Annotated in this window: 14 protein-coding genes; 11 read left to right on the top strand and 3 right to left on the bottom strand. The window is 57.1% G+C overall.

Features of this window, described 5'->3' with window-relative positions; genetic code table 11:
* Window positions 1-10 precede the first annotated feature (10 nt).
* Entirely contained in the window at window positions 11-865 is an 855-nt protein-coding gene (locus RY075_RS11805) for a MurR/RpiR family transcriptional regulator (protein ID WP_045349993.1), read from the bottom strand.
* 266 nt (window positions 866-1131) lie between these two features.
* Here RY075_RS11805 and RY075_RS11800 point away from each other — a divergent pair, with 266 nt between their 5' ends.
* From RY075_RS11800 to dsbG, 11 genes are all read left to right on the top strand, one after another.
* Window positions 1132-2607, top strand: coding sequence for an alpha/beta hydrolase (locus RY075_RS11800; RefSeq protein ID WP_232951848.1), 1476 nt, complete (start codon window positions 1132-1134; stop codon window positions 2605-2607).
* Window positions 2608-2694: 87 nt separating this feature from the next.
* Complete coding sequence (locus RY075_RS11795; RefSeq protein WP_003857082.1) at window positions 2695-3906, top strand: diguanylate phosphodiesterase; 1212 nt, start codon at window positions 2695-2697, stop codon at window positions 3904-3906.
* An 88-nt stretch (window positions 3907-3994) separates the two neighbouring features.
* Window positions 3995-4891 (top strand): aminoimidazole riboside kinase, encoded by an 897-nt coding sequence (locus RY075_RS11790; RefSeq protein WP_032609241.1) that lies wholly within the window; start codon window positions 3995-3997, stop codon window positions 4889-4891.
* Window positions 4892-5062: 171 nt separating this feature from the next.
* Window positions 5063-6580, top strand: a complete 1518-nt coding sequence (locus RY075_RS11785; RefSeq protein ID WP_045349988.1) for a carbohydrate porin — start codon at window positions 5063-5065, stop codon at window positions 6578-6580.
* A 66-nt stretch (window positions 6581-6646) separates the two neighbouring features.
* The gene (locus RY075_RS11780) at window positions 6647-8017 is read left to right on the top strand and encodes a sucrose-specific PTS transporter subunit IIBC (protein WP_213812073.1); all 1371 of its coding nucleotides are present in this window, start codon (window positions 6647-6649) and stop codon (window positions 8015-8017) included.
* Window positions 8017-9423: a sucrose-6-phosphate hydrolase gene (locus RY075_RS11775; RefSeq protein ID WP_232967741.1), complete on the top strand. Its 1407-nt coding sequence runs from the start codon at window positions 8017-8019 to the stop codon at window positions 9421-9423. The genes RY075_RS11780 and RY075_RS11775 overlap by 1 nt, the downstream gene beginning before the upstream one ends.
* Window positions 9424-9451: 28 nt before the next feature.
* Window positions 9452-10468 carry a LacI family DNA-binding transcriptional regulator gene (locus tag RY075_RS11770; protein ID WP_045349982.1) on the top strand — a complete coding sequence of 339 codons (1017 nt, stop codon included), beginning with the start codon at window positions 9452-9454 and terminating at the stop codon, window positions 10466-10468.
* A 95-nt stretch (window positions 10469-10563) separates the two neighbouring features.
* Window positions 10564-12114, top strand: a complete 1551-nt coding sequence (locus RY075_RS11765; RefSeq protein WP_233132253.1) for a methyl-accepting chemotaxis protein — start codon at window positions 10564-10566, stop codon at window positions 12112-12114.
* A gap of 189 nt (window positions 12115-12303) precedes the next feature.
* The gene (locus RY075_RS11760) at window positions 12304-12717 is read left to right on the top strand and encodes a hypothetical protein (protein ID WP_032609233.1); all 414 of its coding nucleotides are present in this window, start codon (window positions 12304-12306) and stop codon (window positions 12715-12717) included.
* Between the two features lie 5 nt (window positions 12718-12722).
* A complete protein-coding gene (locus tag RY075_RS11755) occupies window positions 12723-13280 on the top strand; it encodes a sigma-70 family RNA polymerase sigma factor (protein ID WP_022651213.1) in 558 nt (185 codons plus the stop codon).
* Window positions 13281-13321: 41 nt separating this feature from the next.
* Window positions 13322-14098, top strand: coding sequence for a thiol:disulfide interchange protein DsbG (gene dsbG, locus RY075_RS11750; RefSeq protein ID WP_022651212.1), 777 nt, complete (start codon window positions 13322-13324; stop codon window positions 14096-14098).
* Window positions 14099-14137: 39 nt separating this feature from the next.
* Here the strand turns inward: dsbG and RY075_RS11745 are convergent, their stop codons facing one another.
* Together RY075_RS11745 and RY075_RS11740 are read right to left on the bottom strand one after the other, a co-directional pair.
* Complete coding sequence (locus RY075_RS11745; RefSeq protein ID WP_023314168.1) at window positions 14138-15427, bottom strand: glycoside hydrolase family 10 protein; 1290 nt, start codon at window positions 15425-15427, stop codon at window positions 14138-14140.
* A gap of 7 nt (window positions 15428-15434) precedes the next feature.
* Window positions 15435-15722, bottom strand: a complete 288-nt coding sequence (locus RY075_RS11740) for a VF530 family protein (RefSeq protein ID WP_003857097.1) — start codon at window positions 15720-15722, stop codon at window positions 15435-15437.
* Window positions 15723-15852: the final 130 nt, after the last annotated feature.

Raw genomic sequence — 15852 nt, 5'->3', positions numbered from 1 at the left:
CTCCGCTCCTTTAGCGTTCAAATTGACCAAACTCTTGTTGTAGTTGTCGGTTGATTGCCAGACGTTCCGGCAGCGCATCCCCCAGCGCCTCCACAACGCCCGACAGCAGCAGGTTGAACAGACAGCTCACCGGCGCCAGCGAATCCCAGAAATGGCCGGTATCGGTCTTCACCTGGAGTAAATCAATCGGGTAATCCCGCGCCCACGGGCACCAGATATCGGTGATCAGCGCCATCGCCAGGTCTTTTTCGCTCGCCACGCGGCAGTACTGGCGGGCAATGGCGGAGTAGGCGCGGGTATCCGTCAGCACGATATACGGGTTCGCAAAGCCGGAGTTAAGCGACTCCACCCAGCTACCGGAGAGCCCTTCTGAATAGCTCACCCGCGGGCGCAGATACTCCAGATGGCTGAAGAACGCATTGGCGATCCCGCGCGTGGACTGGATCCCCAGCACGAAAACGGCGTCGGCATGGGTAAGTTGCTGGACCACCTGCCTGAACGTTTCGCTTTGCGCCAGCTGGTAGACATGGGCAATGGCGTCCACCTCCAGCGACAGGGAGTGCTGAAGGCGATCCGACAGCGGCTGTTGCTGCTTCCAGGAGTCGAGACGCTCGTTAATGCCCCAGGGCTGGTGGGGATCGCGCAGGCTTTTTTTGGCGTCGTCCAGGTTGCGGTAGCCCAGCTTGCGCAGAAAGCGTCCGACGGTGATCCCGCTGGTGGCCGTGGCCAGCGCCACGCTCTCTGCCGTTTCAAAGGGGATCTGCCCGACGTGCGCCAGCATCCAGCTTGCCACCCGCTTTTCGCTTGGGGTGAGCTGGCTAAAGGTCGCTTCGATACGGCTCAACACCTCAGGTTTGGTCGTCATACCGCCTCGCTGTTAACTGGCTGTCAAAGGCCGGGTTTCTGTTACCGGATTAACAATGCAGGACGCGTGCCATGTTCACATTGCGGCGAAAACGCGCTGTGCAGCAAAGTTAATGCAATATTTGTTTAACAGGTGATCAACATTTGTGCAGCGTAGTTCACTTTTGGTGCAGTGTGCAGGCTGAAGGGTATCTATTTGGTGAATACGTCAGCCTCTTCACATTTTTTGGTAAGATGAAAGCTCTGGGAAAAAAGAGGGAGCCTTACATGGCGAATTTGCCCTGGCGGGTCAGCGTGCGCCTGATGGCTCTCGCAAAAAAAATAGCGATGGTCATCGGGATCATTGTGCTCGTTCTGCTTTCGGTGCGGGTTTATCTTTCGCAGCAGGGGCCAGCCCTGCATCACTGGCACACCTGGCGGGCTGATGAAATGTCCGTGCAGGAGATGGATAACGCGACCTTCGCAGCGTATGTCGCGCGGGAAAACGCCATCTTCACCGCTCTCGACGCTGAGGTGACGGCGAAAGTCACCCCCGCAGAGCGCACGCCGCTGAACCGTTATTACCGCCAGAGCCTGGTGTGGCCAGGACACTTTTCCCCGGATGCAAACCGGTCGTTCGTGCTGATGCCTGCCGGAAAGCCGCGCGGGGGGGTGGTATTGCTGCACGGTCTGACGGATTCGCCCTACAGCGTCAGGCATCTGGCAGAGAATTATCAACAGCACGGCTTTGTGGCCGTAGTGCCTCGTTTGCCCGGACACGGCACGGCACCGGGCGCGCTGACAGACGTTGACTGGGAGGCGTGGCTGGCGGCAACGCGCCTCGCGGTTCGTGAAGCGACACGCCTGACGGGGAACGATCTCCCCCTGCATCTGGTGGGCTACTCCAACGGCGGGGCGCTGGCGATGAAATATGCCCTCGACGCCCTTGATGCGCCTGCACTGCGTCAACCTGAGCAGATCGTTTTGCTCTCACCGATGATTGGCGTCACGGCGTTTGCGCGCTTTGCCGGATTCGCCGGGCTACCGGCTATGTTACCGGCGTTTGCCAAAGCCGCGTGGCTCAACATTTCGCCAGAATATAATCCTTATAAATACAATTCGTTCCCGGTGAATGCGGCACGTCAGTCCTGGCTGCTTACCCAGGCGCTGCATGAGCAGATAAATCGCGGTGTTCATGATCACAAACTGGCGCAGCTTCCGCCGATACTTGCATTCCAGTCGGTCATGGATTCAACGGTCAGTACCCGCGCCGTGGTCAGCGGGCTGTTTGACCAGCTTCCGGCAAACGGCAGCGAACTGGTGGTTTTTGATATCAACCAGGCCGGGAGTTTCCGTCCACTGTTCAGGCCATCATCCTGGACGGCGGTGGCTGACCTGCTGCCGGAGGCAAAAAGACGTTACAGTGTCACAATTGTGACCAATGCCAGCTCCGACAGGTTTGATATGGTGGCAAAGAAAACGCCAGCGGGCAGCACCCGGGAAACGGTGATGCCGCTGTCGGTCGCGTATCCGCAGGAGGTTTATTCCCTGTCACATGTTGCCATTCCGTTCCCGCAGGATGACGATCTTTATGGCCGCCATCCTGCGGTGAAAAACCGCTACGGTATCAGCCTCGGGACGATAGCCCTGTGGGGAGAAACATCGGTTCTGAGCGTCGGCAAAGATGCGCTGATGCGCGTGACGTCGAATCCGTTCTACGACTATATGCAGACGCGGATCGACAGCCGTATCGGTGATAATTAAGCCCAACGTGGAATAGATTAGGTCACACCGGGGAACTGTGTTAAACAGTACCGTTCAGGCGTATACCCCATACCGGACCCCGTTTCTGTGCTGACAACTCTCATTTATCGAAGCCAGCTGAGCTTAACCTGCACCTCTGCAGCGTTAAGCGCGCTGGTTGAACAGGCCAGGATCCGTAACACGGAGCAGGGCATCTCAGGCATTCTTCTCTCCCGTGGACGTGACGTTCTGCAAATTCTCGAAGGCACGGAACAGCGCGTCGTCGCGCTTTTTAACTCCATCCGTGCTGATGACCGGCATACCGGCGTAGTGGAGCTGATGCGCGATTACGGCCCGCGCAGACGTTTCGAAGACGTGGGAATGCTGCTGTTTGACCTGGACGTTCAGACCCCGAAAGCGGTTCTGGCGTCGGTTCTGCATTACAGCAAGCTGGAAAGTTATCTGACTTCTGAGGATCGGGTCTTCAAATTCATTCAGACCTTTATCACCGGTAAAACCGCTATCCCACCCGCTTCGGACTATGAGCCCGATAAATGGACGCTTTCGCGAGAGCGCGCGCCGTTTGGTAAAGGGTTAGGTCTGCTGGCGGGACAGCCCTGCCAGTTTGCGCTGCAACCCATTGTCGAGCCGTCCGAAGGCAAGATCAGTTCTCTCGAAGCGCTTATACGCGGAAACGACGGCGGCAGCCCGGAGCATTTCTTCCGTAGTCTCGATCGTGAACTGATTTACGAAGTCGACCTGCAAACCAAAGCCTGGACCTTTGCGCTGGCGCAAAAGCTCGGCATCGGCAGCCACAAACTGGCGGTGAACCTGCTGCCAATGTCGCTGGTTAACGTGCCGGGCGCGGTAGAGTTCCTGGTAACGCAGATCAAAAAGCACAATCTACAGCCGGAGCAGGTGATCATTGAAGTCACTGAGAACGAGATGATTTCAGGCTTCAACCAGTTTAACAGCGCGATTAAACAGCTGCGGGCGGAAGGGGTTGGGCTGGCGATAGATGATTTTGGTTCCGGCTATGCTGGTCTTTCGCTGCTCACGCGGTTCCAGCCGGATAAACTCAAAATCGACAGAGAGATCGTCAGCGATATCCACCTGAGCGGGCCCAAGCAGGCGATTGTGAAGTCGATAATCAGCTGCTGCACCGATCTGGAGATTACGCTGGTCGCAGAAGGCATTGAGAAGATAGAAGAGTGGTGCTGGCTTGAATACGCCGGTATTCGCCGCTTCCAGGGCTTTTTGTTCGCCCGCCCGCAGCTCAATGGCGTGGGTGATATCCACTGGCCCCATCGGGTGGGTTAAGCAAATTTTCCCTCGCCATATTTCCCCGACACCCTGCCTGTGCTTAAATAGCTAAACCGGTTTAACATGATTTAGCTAAGAAGGTGATATGGAGACGATCTGGGTACTTGGCGATGCAGTGGTGGATCTGTTGCCCGACGGAGAGGGCAAACTGCTGCAATGTCCTGGCGGCGCACCGGCCAACGTCGCGGTAGGGGTAGCGCGTCTGGGCGGCAGAAGCGCCTTTATAGGCCGGGTGGGCGACGACCCCTTCGGGCATTTTATGCAAAAAACGCTTGCGGATGAGCAGGTTAATACAGAATGGCTGCGGCTGGACCCGCAGCATCGCACCTCCACGGTGGTGGTGGATCTCGATAACGACGGTGAACGTTCCTTTACCTTTATGGTTCGCCCGAGCGCTGACTTGTTCCTCGACGCCGCCGACCTCCCGTCATTCCGCGCCGGGGAGTGGCTGCACGTCTGCTCTATCGCGCTCAGCGCCGAACCCAGCCGTTCCGCGACGTTTCAGGCGATGGCCGCGATCAGACAGGCGGGGGGATTCGTCAGCTTTGACCCCAATATTCGCGCCGATCTCTGGCACGATGAAGTCGAGCTGCGTCAGTGTCTTGAGCGGGCATTAGCCTGTGCAGATGTGGTGAAAATCTCGGTGGAAGAGCTGGCGTTCTTAACCGGAAATGCGCAGGTCCATGAGGGGCTGGCGGCGCTGATGCGCACTTGTCCGGCCAGGCTGGTGCTGGTAACGCAGGGAAAAGAGGGCGTCACCGCCTGGCAGGAAGGCGCGTTGACACACTATGCTGCATCACCCGTGGAATGCATTGATACCACTGGCGCGGGGGATGCTTTCGTCGCAGGGCTACTGTTCGGTCTGGCACGTTATGGCCAGGCCCGTCTCTCAGAGGTCATCACGTTAGCGCAGCGCTGTGGGGCGCTGGCGACAACCGCAAAAGGGGCAATGACCGCGCTGCCTTATCATCACGAACTGTAATTCACCTCTCCAGGCCACCATTCGGCGGCCTGAATTGTCGCCTCGATCACACTTACTAAAACGGTTTAGCAAAAAACATTGCCGATCTAAAATTCAACGGTTTAGTATCACCAGCCTAAACCGGTTTAGCAATTTAGCACTTTCACCGATAGTTATTAGGGATGCGACAAAATGTATAAAAAACGCAGACTTGCCGTGATGATAGGCATGCTGGCCGGCAGTACCTCTGTTTTTGCCCAGACGGATATGACCCGTATCGAAGCGCGCCTGGCGGCGCTGGAGCAGCGTTTGCAGGAGGCGGAAACTCGCGCGCAGGTTGCTGAAAAGCGCGCCACGGCAGCGGAACAGAAAACGCAGCAGCTGGTGGCTGCGCAGCAGGAAGCGCAAACCTCCACACAGGCGGTGGCGCAACGCACCACGGTGCTGGAAGAAAAAGCCGACCGGACAGGCGGTTTTGAATTTCACGGTTACGCCCGTTCCGGCCTGCTGATGAACGACGCGGCCTCCAGCAGCAAAAGCGGCCCTTATCTGACGCCCGCCGGGGAAACGGGCGGGGCCATCGGGCGTCTGGGGAACGAAGCGGATACCTACGTTGAGCTGAATGTTGAGCACAAACAGACGCTGGAGAATGGCGCGACGACGCGCTTTAAGGCGATGCTGGCCGACGGTCAGAAAACCTATAACGACTGGTCGGCAGACAGCAGCGACCTGAACATTCGTCAGGCCTTTGCCGAGCTGGGCAATTTGCCGGACTTTACCGGCGCGCTGAAGGGCAGCACCTTCTGGGCGGGTAAGCGTTTTGACCGCGACAACTTCGACATTCACTGGCTGGATTCCGACGTGGTATTTCTCGCCGGGACCGGTGGCGGCGTCTACGACGTGAAGTGGAACGATACGCTGCGCAGTAACTTCTCCCTTTATGGCCGTAACTTCGGCAGCGAAGAGGAGATCGACAACAACGTTCAGAACTACATCCTCAGCATGAATCACTTCGCCGGGCCGGTGCAGATGATGGTCAGCGGCTTACGAGCAAAAGATAACGACGACCGTAAGGACAGCAACGGCGATCCGATTAAAACCGACGCGGCCAATAACGGAGTACATGCGCTGGTTGGTCTGCATAACGAGAGCTTCTACGGCCTGCGGGAAGGTTCCGCCAAAACGGCGCTCCTTTACGGCCACGGTCTGGGCGCCGAGGTGAAAAGCATTGGTTCAGACGGCGCGCTGCTGTCAGAAGCCGATACCTGGCGTTTTGCTAGTTACGGTGTCACGCCTCTGGGCGGTGGCTGGCACATTGCGCCCGCCGTGCTGGCGCAAAGCAGTAAGGACCGCTACGTGAAGGGCGACAGCTATGAGTGGATCACGTTCAACACGCGTCTGATCAAAGAGGTGACCCAGAATTTCGCCCTCGCGTTCGAGGGCAGCTATCAGTACATGGATTTAAGCCCGGAAGGCTACAAGGATCGCAATGCGGTTAACGGTAGCTTCTACAAGCTGACCTTCGCCCCGACGTTAAAGGCGGGCAAGATTGGCGATTTCTTCAGCCGTCCGGAGCTGCGCCTGTTCGCCACCTGGATGGACTGGAGCAGCAAGCTGGATAACTACGCCAGCGATGACGCCTTTGGCAGCAGCGGCTTTAACGCGGGCGGGGAATGGAACTTTGGGGTGCAGATGGAAACCTGGTTTTAACCCTTCACGCTCCCGCATCGCGGGGGCGTTTCGAACACCATAAAAAGAGGTCAGGAAGAGGTATCTATGGATTTTAATCATATTGCGCGCGAGCTTATTCCGCTGCTCGGTGGCAAAGAGAACATTGCCAGCGCGGCACACTGCGCCACGCGCCTTCGTCTGGTGCTGGTCGATGATGCGCTTGCCGACCAGCAGGCTATCGGCAAGGTTGAAGGCGTGAAAGGCTGTTTTCGCAACGCCGGGCAGATGCAGGTGATCTTCGGCACCGGGGTGGTGAATAAGGTTTACGCCGCGTTTATTCAGGCGGCAGGAATTAGCGAGTCCAGTAAATCGGAAGCGGCGGATATTGCGGCCCGCAAGCTGAACCCGTTCCAGCGTATCGCGCGTCTGCTCTCCAACATCTTCGTGCCGATTATCCCGGCGATCGTGGCCTCGGGTCTGCTGATGGGCCTGCTGGGGATGGTTAAAACCTACGGCTGGGTTAATCCGGATAACGCGCTCTATATCATGCTGGATATGTGCAGCTCGGCGGCGTTTATTATTCTGCCGATCCTGATTGGCTTCACCGCCGCGCGGGAGTTTGGCGGCAACCCGTATCTGGGGGCAACGCTCGGCGGCATCCTGACTCATCCGGCGCTGACCAACGCCTGGGGCGTAGCGTCCGGCTTCCACACCATGAACTTCTTCGGTCTTGAAATCGCCATGATTGGCTATCAGGGAACCGTATTCCCGGTACTGCTGGCGGTGTGGTTTATGAGCATTGTGGAAAAACAGCTGCGCCGGGCAATACCGGATGCGTTAGATCTGATCCTGACGCCGTTCCTGACCGTCATTATCTCCGGCTTTATCGCGCTGTTGATTATTGGCCCGGCGGGACGCGCGTTGGGCGACGGGATCTCCTTCATTCTTAGCACCCTGATTGCCCACGCGGGCTGGCTGGCCGGGCTGTTGTTTGGTGGGCTCTATTCGGTGATTGTCATTACCGGCATTCACCACAGCTTCCACGCCATTGAAGCCGGGCTGCTGGGTAATCCGTCGATTGGCGTTAACTTCCTGCTGCCGATCTGGGCGATGGCGAACGTGGCGCAGGGCGGGGCGTGTCTGGCGGTGTGGTTCAAAACCCGCGATGCCAGAATCAAAGCCATTACCTTACCGTCGGCGTTTTCCGCGATGCTGGGCATCACCGAAGCGGCAATTTTTGGCATCAACCTGCGTTTTGTGAAGCCGTTTATCGCGGCGCTGATCGGTGGTGCGGCGGGCGGTGCCTGGGTGGTGTCGGTGCATGTCTACATGACCGCCGTTGGCCTGACGGCGCTTCCCGGCATGGCGATTGTCCAGGCCAGCTCGCTGCTCAACTATATTATCGGCATGGTGATTGCCTTTGGCGTGGCGTTCACCGTCTCTCTGCTGCTGAAATATAAAACGGACTCTGAATAATGACCTTATCTTCCCGCTGGCATGCCGTGTTGCAGGCCGTGATGCAAGGCCAGCCGCGTGCGCTGGCGGACAGCCACTATCCGCAGTGGCATCCCGCGCCGGTGACAGGGCTGATGAACGATCCGAACGGGTTTATCTGGTTTGCCGGGCGCTACCATCTGTTTTATCAGTGGAACCCGCTGGGCTGCGATCATCGCTACAAGTGCTGGGGGCACTGGAGCTCAGCAGATCTGGTGCACTGGCAGCACGAGCCAATGGCGCTGATGCCTGACGAAGAGTATGACCGCAATGGCTGTTACTCCGGCAGCGCCGTGGATAACAACGGCGTGCTGACCCTGTGCTATACCGGCAACGTTAAGTTTGACGATGGCGGCCGCACCGCCTGGCAGTGTCTGGCGGTGCAAAATGACGACGGCACGTTTGCCAAACTGGGACCGGTGTTGCCTCTGCCGGACGGGTATACCGGGCACGTCCGCGATCCGAAAGTGTGGCGCCATGACGGGCTGTGGTACATGGTGCTCGGGGCGCAGGATCGGCTTAAGCGCGGCAAGGTGCTGCTGTTTACGTCAGCCGATTTACACACCTGGGCGTCCTGCGGCGAAATCGCCGGTCACGGCGTCAACGGACTCACGGACGCGGGCTATATGTGGGAGTGCCCGGATCTGTTTGAGCTTGATGGCACACACGTCTTGATCTGCTGCCCGCAGGGGCTGGCGCGCGAACCGCATCGCTATCTCAACACCTATCCGGCCGTCTGGATGAGCGGGGCATTTGATTATCAAACCCCTGCATTTACGCACGGCGAGCTGCATGAGCTTGACGCCGGATTCGAATTTTACGCGCCGCAAACCACGGTGGCAGAAGATGGCCGCCGCATCCTCATCGGCTGGATGGGCGTGCCGGACGGCGAAGAGATGCTCCAGCCTACGCGGGCGCACGGCTGGATCCACCAGATGACCTGTCCTCGCGAGCTGCGCTACCGCGACGGTAAGCTCTGGCAGACCCCGGTCCGTGAGCTGGAAACGCTGCGCGAGGATGAACACCACTGGCAGGGACGCGCCAGCGATGCCCCGGTGCTGGCGGGAGCGCGTCTTGAGTTCGAACTGAGCGCCTCGTGCGTGAACGTGGATTTTGCCGGCGCGTTGCGACTGATTGTGGATGATGCGGGGATCCGTCTGGAACGCGCCAGTCTGAAAACCGCAGACACGCTGACCCGCTACTGGCAGGGCACTGTTCATCATTTACGCGTGCTGTGTGACCGTTCCAGCGTCGAAATTTTCATCAATCACGGTGAAGGCGTCATGAGCAGCCGCTATTTTCCTGACCATCCGGCCCAGGTACGCTTCGAAGGTGCGTCCGACATCACATTACGCTACTGGTCGCTGCGCAGCTGCATGATAGAATAGAGGTTTTGGCAGCCGGATCTAAGTCGTTGTGAGAAAAACAAAACGCGTCACCATTAAAGATATCGCGGAGCTCGCGGGGGTATCAAAAGCCACCGCCAGCCTGGTGCTGAACGGCCGCAGCAAAGAGCTTCGGGTGGCGGAGGAGACACGCGAGCGCGTGCTGGCGATTGCCAAAGAACATCATTATCAGCCCAGTATTCACGCCCGTTCGCTGCGGGACAACCGCAGCCACACCATTGGTCTGGTGGTGCCAGAAATCACCAACTACGGGTTTGCCGTTTTTTCTCATGAGCTGGAGACCCTCTGCCGCGAGGCGGGTGTTCAGCTGCTGATCTCCTGTAGCGATGAAAATCCGGGCCAGGAGACGGTGGTGGTCAATAACATGGTGGCCCGCCAGGTGGACGGGCTGATTGTCGCCTCCAGCATGCTCAACGACGCGGACTATCAAAAGCTGAGCGAACAGTTGCCCGTTGTGCTTTTTGACCGTCATATGAACGACAGTACTCTGCCGCTGGTCCTCACCGATTCAATTACCCCAACCGCCACACTGGTGGCCGACATCGCGCGCAAGCATCCGGATGAGTTCTACTTCCTCGGCGGCCAGCCGCGGCTTTCCCCGACGCGTGACCGTCTGGAAGGGTTTAAGCAGGGGCTGCGTGACGCTGGCGTCGAGTTACGTCCGGAGTGGATCATTCATGGTAATTACCATCCGAGCTCCGGCTACGAAATGTTTGCCGAGCTTTGCGCACGCCTGGGCCGCCCGCCAAAAGCCCTTTTTACCGCCGCCTGCGGTCTGCTGGAAGGGGTGTTGCGCTATATGGGGCAACATAATCTGCTGCAAAGCGATATGCGTCTGGCCAGCTTTGACGATCACTATCTCTATGATTCTCTGACCATTCCTGTCGATACCGTTCGTCAGGATAACCGCCAGCTCGCCTGGCACTGCTTTGATCTGATTGGCAAACTGATTGAAGGGGAAACGCCGGAGCCGATCCAGCGTAAGCTGGATGCCACCCTGCAACGGCGATACAAGGCCGTGGAGTGACAGGGTAACGTATGAGGGGTACATCTATAACTTTAATTAATTAAAGATTGGATTCAGCCGATAACCAAAGGGAAATTATATCCCTGAGGTGTGTTATGTCGTTGAAAAAATCATCCCTGATTATCCTGTTTTCCCTGCTTTTCTTCTTTGTGGCCAGCACTATCACCAGCGTTGGGCTCATCATTAAAAGTAATACTTCGCTGGATAATGTGAACAAAGAAATTCAGGTTGTCCTGTCCATTATTGATCCCATTAACCACAGCCGAACCCTGCGCGTCAGGGTTATGGAGTATGTGAAAATGGTGGAAGCGGGGGACGCTACCGACCCGTCTGCGAAACTGGCCTCGGTTAAAGAGGCGCTGACCAAAGCCGATAGTGCATTTTCGGCGTTTATGGCCTCGCCGCGTTTGCAGGAAGAAGCCCCGCTGGTCACTGCCTACCAGGAGGCGTGGCAAAACTACCGTAACCAGGGACTGGCACCGCTGATTGCCGCTGCCGCCGCTCACGATGTGTCGCGGTTCAACGCTCTTATTCCCGTGGTGTCTCAACTCGATCGCCAATATGAAATTGTGCTCGATCAGGTTCTCTCCGTTCACCAGAAGTACGCCAAAACGCTGAACGAGGAGGCGAGCCATAATTTTGTGTCGGGTCTGGTTATTATCGCCAGCATTGCGGTGCTGTTCGTGGTGGTGATTTTCGCCGTCAGCCTGCTGATGAAACGCGTGGTCTTTGCGCCGGTGAACCTGGCGCGCGAGCACTGTCGCCAGATTGCGGCCGGGAAGCTGGACGTACCGGTACCGATCAAGCGTGATTCCGGGAATGAAATCGATCACCTGATGTCCTCGATGGAGCAGATGCGCCAGGCGCTGCTCTCCACCATTTCTCAGGTGCGCGATGCCAGCCACACCGTGACGCATGCAGCGCAGGAAATTGCCTCCGGCAATATCGACCTGGCCTCCCGTACCGAGCAACAGGCTTCGGCCCTGACCCAGACGGCCGCCAGCATGGAAGAGCTGAGCGCGACGGTGGCGAATAACACCGACAACGTTTTCCAGGCCGGTAAGCTGGTGCAGGATGCCGTGAAAAATGCCCATACCGGTGAAGCGGTAACCCGTGAAGTCATCGAAACGATGAATACTATCGCGTCCAATTCGAAGCGTATTGAGGACATCACCAGCGTCATCAACAGCATTGCTTTCCAGACTAATATTCTGGCGCTAAACGCGGCCGTTGAAGCGGCGCGTGCTGGCACGCAGGGGCGAGGATTTGCCGTGGTAGCAAGTGAAGTGCGCACACTGGCCCAGAAAAGCGCGGTGGCGGCGAAGGATATCGAAAGCCTCATCGCCCAGTCAGTTTCCAGCGTGAAAAACGGTGCGGAACTGGTGAATCGTTCGGGAGAGGTGATTGATTCTATTATCAGCTCTGTGAATAAAGTGCATATGCTGATGGAACAGATTTCGGTTGCCTCAGAAGAGCAGAGCCGCGGGATTGGTCAGGTTGGGCAGGCCGTAACGGAGATGGACGGTGTGACCCAGCAGAACGCGGCGCTGGTGCAGCAATCCGCCGCCGCCGCGGCCTCGCTGGAGGAGCAGGCGCAGCAGCTGTCCCAGAGTATCTCGAGCTTTAGTTTGCCTGCTACGGCGTGATGTTCAGAGAGGCTCCTGAGGGAGCCTTTTTAATGTCTGCATGTAGCCGCTGCACAATCTCCTTCAGCCATTACTGTTATCCGTACAAAGCCGCTATCACATAAATTTTATCTTTCCCCGGCAATATTTCTGTTCCTCATCCGTCTACCTCATCAGAGACCATAATCATTCAATATAAACGAGGTACACATGAGAAATTTTGATATGCACGGAAAAGGTCACGGGCGTGGTTTGGGCCGCCATCGTATGGGTAAGGGCATCGTGATTGGCACAGTCCTGTTCGTGGTGCTTGGCCTGCTGGTCATGTCCCTGTGGAACGCGTTGCTCCCGGCCATCCTGGGGGTTAAAGCCATTGGCTTCTGGCAGGCGCTGGGGATCCTGCTGCTGAGCCGCATTCTTTTCGGTGGGCTGGGTTTCCGTCCGGGCATGTTCGGTGCGCACCGCCGTATGCACGAACAATGGATGAATATGAGCCCCGAACAACGTGAGGCCTTCATTCAGCAGCGTCGGGCGGGATTTGGGCGCCACGGTCATTGCCGGTGGCACGATGGCCGGGATGAAAAGCGAGATGATAACGGTGCAAAAGCGCCGGAAGCCGAGTGAGCGATATGAAAGCCGGTGAGGCGGGGGAATCATTACTGATCTCGGCACTCAATGCCTGCCGCACGCGGCTAAAAGCCTTCATTCGCGGAAGGACTGCGGTTCGTGATGATGTCGATGATATTCTTCAGGAAGTGACCTGGCAGTTGATGAAAGTGGAACAACCGGTCGAGAACGTCGCCGCCTGGCTGTTTCGCGCCGCACGAAATGAGATGATCGACCGGGCGCGAAAAAAGCACGAGGTTTCACTGCCGGGGTACCTGACAGCAGATGACGAGGACTTTCCGGAGCAGGAGATTGCAGAAACGTTATTCGGCGTACCGCAAACGCCGGAAGAGGAGTATCTCAACATGCTGCTATGGGAAGAGTTGGGGCAAGCCCTGTCGGAACTGCCGCCACCTCAGCGCGAGGTGTTTGAAAAAACGGAATTTGAGGGCTACAGCATGAAGGTGCTGGCAGAGGAAACAGGCGACAGTGTGCAGGCGTTATTATCCCGTAAACACAAAGCTGTGCGATTTTTGCGTAGTCGCCTCAAGGATATTTATGAAGCGTTGACAGGGCAATAAACTTCGACCACTCTGAAAAACAATATCTTAGAGGGGGCGTTATGCTTCAACGGTTAGCAAAGAAAAAGGTGCTGTTACTCTCTGCTCTGATGGTTTCGGGGCTGGTCAGGGCAGAGGAGTCGCTTCCGGATGTGGTGAAGCACTTCAGTGAACAGCAGGACATCAAGATCATTAAGAAAATTGACGCACCCGGCGGCGCGCCAGCGTGGCTGGGGCAATATCAGGACATGGGCGTGACGCTCTTTCTGACCCCTGACGGAAAGCACGTCGTGTCTGGCTATCTGTATGATGAGAAGGGAACCAACCTCAGCGAGGCCTTTTTCCAGAAAGAGATCTACGCCCCGATGGGCCGCGAGATGTGGAAAAAGCTCAATGCGGCGCATCCCCTGAAGGAGGGCGCGGAGAGTGCCCCGCGCAAAGTCTTCGTCTTTGCCGACCCGTTCTGCCCGTACTGCAAGCAGTTCTGGGCTGAAGCGCAGCCGTGGGTGAAGGCTGGCAAGGTCCAGCTCAACACGCTGCTGGTTGCGTTTCTTAACCCGAACAGCGGGCGTAACGCCTCCGCGATCCTGAATGCGAAAGATCCGGTGTCGGCCTGGAAAGCGTACGAGCTGTCCGGCGGTAAAAAGCTGCCGAAACCTGAAGGAGCGGCGTCCCGGGAAACCGTTGAGATCCTGCAAAATCACCAGACGCTCATGGACAGTCTCGGCGCGAATGCCACACCGGCTATTTATTACCTGAATGAGCAAAACGAACTGCAACAGGTCGTGGGTATGCCAGACGCAAAACAGCTTGAGGCAATGTTCGGACCGAAGCCGTAAAAAGAAAGGCAGAAACAGGACGTTTCTGCCTTTTTTCAGTCAACTACCCCAGCGTCCCCGGAGGTAATTTACTGCTTCCTGCGTCTGCGGCTGGTTAAGATAGTCTTCACGGAACAGGATGGTGCCCTTAACGTCTGGCAGTGAATCATTGAGGTCGAGCTGTTTTTTCAGCTCCGGTACGCCGCCGTTCACCGTCCAGTCCGGTTCGTTTCTGGAAGGCGCGCCCACTTTGTAGAACGCGATCCCGATATACAGACGGGTATGGGTTGGTTTCACCACGTCAGCCCACCATTTTGTCAGCACATCGTAACGTGCCGCGTCGCGGGCGAAGGGCCAGTAGATCTGCGGCGCAATGTAATCCAGTAATCCCTGCTGTACCCATTTGCGCGTGTCAGCGTAGGATTCATCATAGGCTGCGGCGCCGCGCGTGTCCGAGCCTGCCGGGTCGAAGGAGCGATTGCGCCAGACCCCCGCCGGGCTGACGCCAAATTCGACCTCAGGTTTAGCCTGCTTGATCGCCCTGGAGACCTGCACAATCAACTGCTGCGTATTGTGTCGACGCCAGTCCGCTTTTGACGCAAATCCTTCGCCATAGCGCCTGAAGGTCCAGGCATCATTCAGGGGGGAGCCCGGCGTCTCGGTGTAAAAATAGTCATCGAACTGAACGCCGTCGACAGGGTAATGATTTACCACTTCCATCACCACCTGGGTTATCCAGTCCCGCACCTCGGGAATGCCCGGGTCGAGAACAAAACGATCCCCCGAGGTGCGGATCCACTCCGGATGCAGGACGTACACGCTCGAAGGATGAAGCGACGAGGTGCGGTTAAGCGCGGCGATGGTCGACGGCTTCGTGTTGGTGGAAACGCGGTATGGGTTAAACCAGGCATGAACCTTCATCCCACGCTTGTGCGCTTCATCCAGCATAAACTGAAGCGGATCGTAACCGGGATCTTCCCCGATAGTCCCCGTCAGGGTATCTGACCAGGGCAGTATTTTAGAAGCCCACAGCGCCGTACTGTCCGGTTTTACCTGAAAGAAGACGGTGTTGATCCCAAGATTTTTCAGCTTATCGAGCTTGTCCGTCAGCGCCCGCTGTTGCTGGGCGATGCGCTGGTCCGCGCTACGGCCATTCACCGATGAAACGGGAGGCCAGTCGAGACGGGAGACGGTCGCCAGCCAGATCCCGCGCATGGGTTCTTTAGTCTGCTGTACAGGTTTCGCCTGCGGCAGCGGGGTTACGAGTGATTTAGGTGGTTTGGAAGTGCAACTTACCAGTAAAAGCGCGCAGCCAAGCAGCGCGCCAGTCCGTTTTACGTGTCGCATCATTTGCGTGTTAGCTCCTGGGTGTCCGGCTATCCGTCCAGGGATTAAACGCCGGTTCGTCCTGTTCCCCGTTACCGTCATCGTGAAGGGAGTCGAGGTAGAGGGCTTCAACTTCCGCCCGCGCCCATGGGGTGCGGCGCAGGAACTTCAGACTCGATTTAACACTCGGGTCCTTGCGAAAACAGTTGATTTTGATTCGGTTGCCCAGTTCATTCCAGCCATATCGCGCAACCAGCGCGTTAACCTGCATTTCGAGGGTTACGCCATGCAAAGGATCGTTGGAAACATGTGCTGTCATAGGCGTCCGGTAGTCTCATTTTTTATGGGGATGTGATAAACGCTCAAAGGTTACAAGAAAGCAGGGGACGCGGCAATTTCAGCGTGAGGTTCTTCACCCGTGAAGGGTGAAGAAGATTTTCCGGTTAACG

The organism is Enterobacter sp. JJBC (assembly GCF_036936505.1).
GTDB lineage: Bacteria > Pseudomonadota > Gammaproteobacteria > Enterobacterales > Enterobacteriaceae > Enterobacter > Enterobacter hormaechei_C.
Note: the sequence above shows the minus strand (reverse complement) of the source record. Positions and strands in the feature narration are given on the sequence as shown.

Bases quoted from the DNA above. Each gene is read 5' to 3' on its own strand.
- dsbG (WP_022651212.1), top strand. From the start codon at position 13,322: ATGCTTCAACGGTTAGCAAAGAAAAAGGTGCTGTTACTCTCTGCTCTG.
- RY075_RS11765 (WP_233132253.1), top strand. From the start codon at position 10,564: ATGTCGTTGAAAAAATCATCCCTGATTATCCTGTTTTCCCTGCTTTTC.
- RY075_RS11780 (WP_213812073.1), top strand. From the start codon at position 6,647: ATGGATTTTAATCATATTGCGCGCGAGCTTATTCCGCTGCTCGGTGGC.
- RY075_RS11745 (WP_023314168.1), bottom strand. From the start codon at position 15,427: ATGATGCGACACGTAAAACGGACTGGCGCGCTGCTTGGCTGCGCGCTT.
- RY075_RS11755 (WP_022651213.1), top strand. From the start codon at position 12,723: ATGAAAGCCGGTGAGGCGGGGGAATCATTACTGATCTCGGCACTCAAT.
- RY075_RS11800 (WP_232951848.1), top strand. From the start codon at position 1,132: ATGGCGAATTTGCCCTGGCGGGTCAGCGTGCGCCTGATGGCTCTCGCA.
- RY075_RS11790 (WP_032609241.1), top strand. From the start codon at position 3,995: ATGGAGACGATCTGGGTACTTGGCGATGCAGTGGTGGATCTGTTGCCC.
- RY075_RS11775 (WP_232967741.1), top strand. From the start codon at position 8,017: ATGACCTTATCTTCCCGCTGGCATGCCGTGTTGCAGGCCGTGATGCAA.
- RY075_RS11785 (WP_045349988.1), top strand. From the start codon at position 5,063: ATGTATAAAAAACGCAGACTTGCCGTGATGATAGGCATGCTGGCCGGC.
- RY075_RS11740 (WP_003857097.1), bottom strand. From the start codon at position 15,722: ATGACAGCACATGTTTCCAACGATCCTTTGCATGGCGTAACCCTCGAA.
- RY075_RS11805 (WP_045349993.1), bottom strand. From the start codon at position 865: ATGACGACCAAACCTGAGGTGTTGAGCCGTATCGAAGCGACCTTTAGC.
- RY075_RS11760 (WP_032609233.1), top strand. From the start codon at position 12,304: ATGAGAAATTTTGATATGCACGGAAAAGGTCACGGGCGTGGTTTGGGC.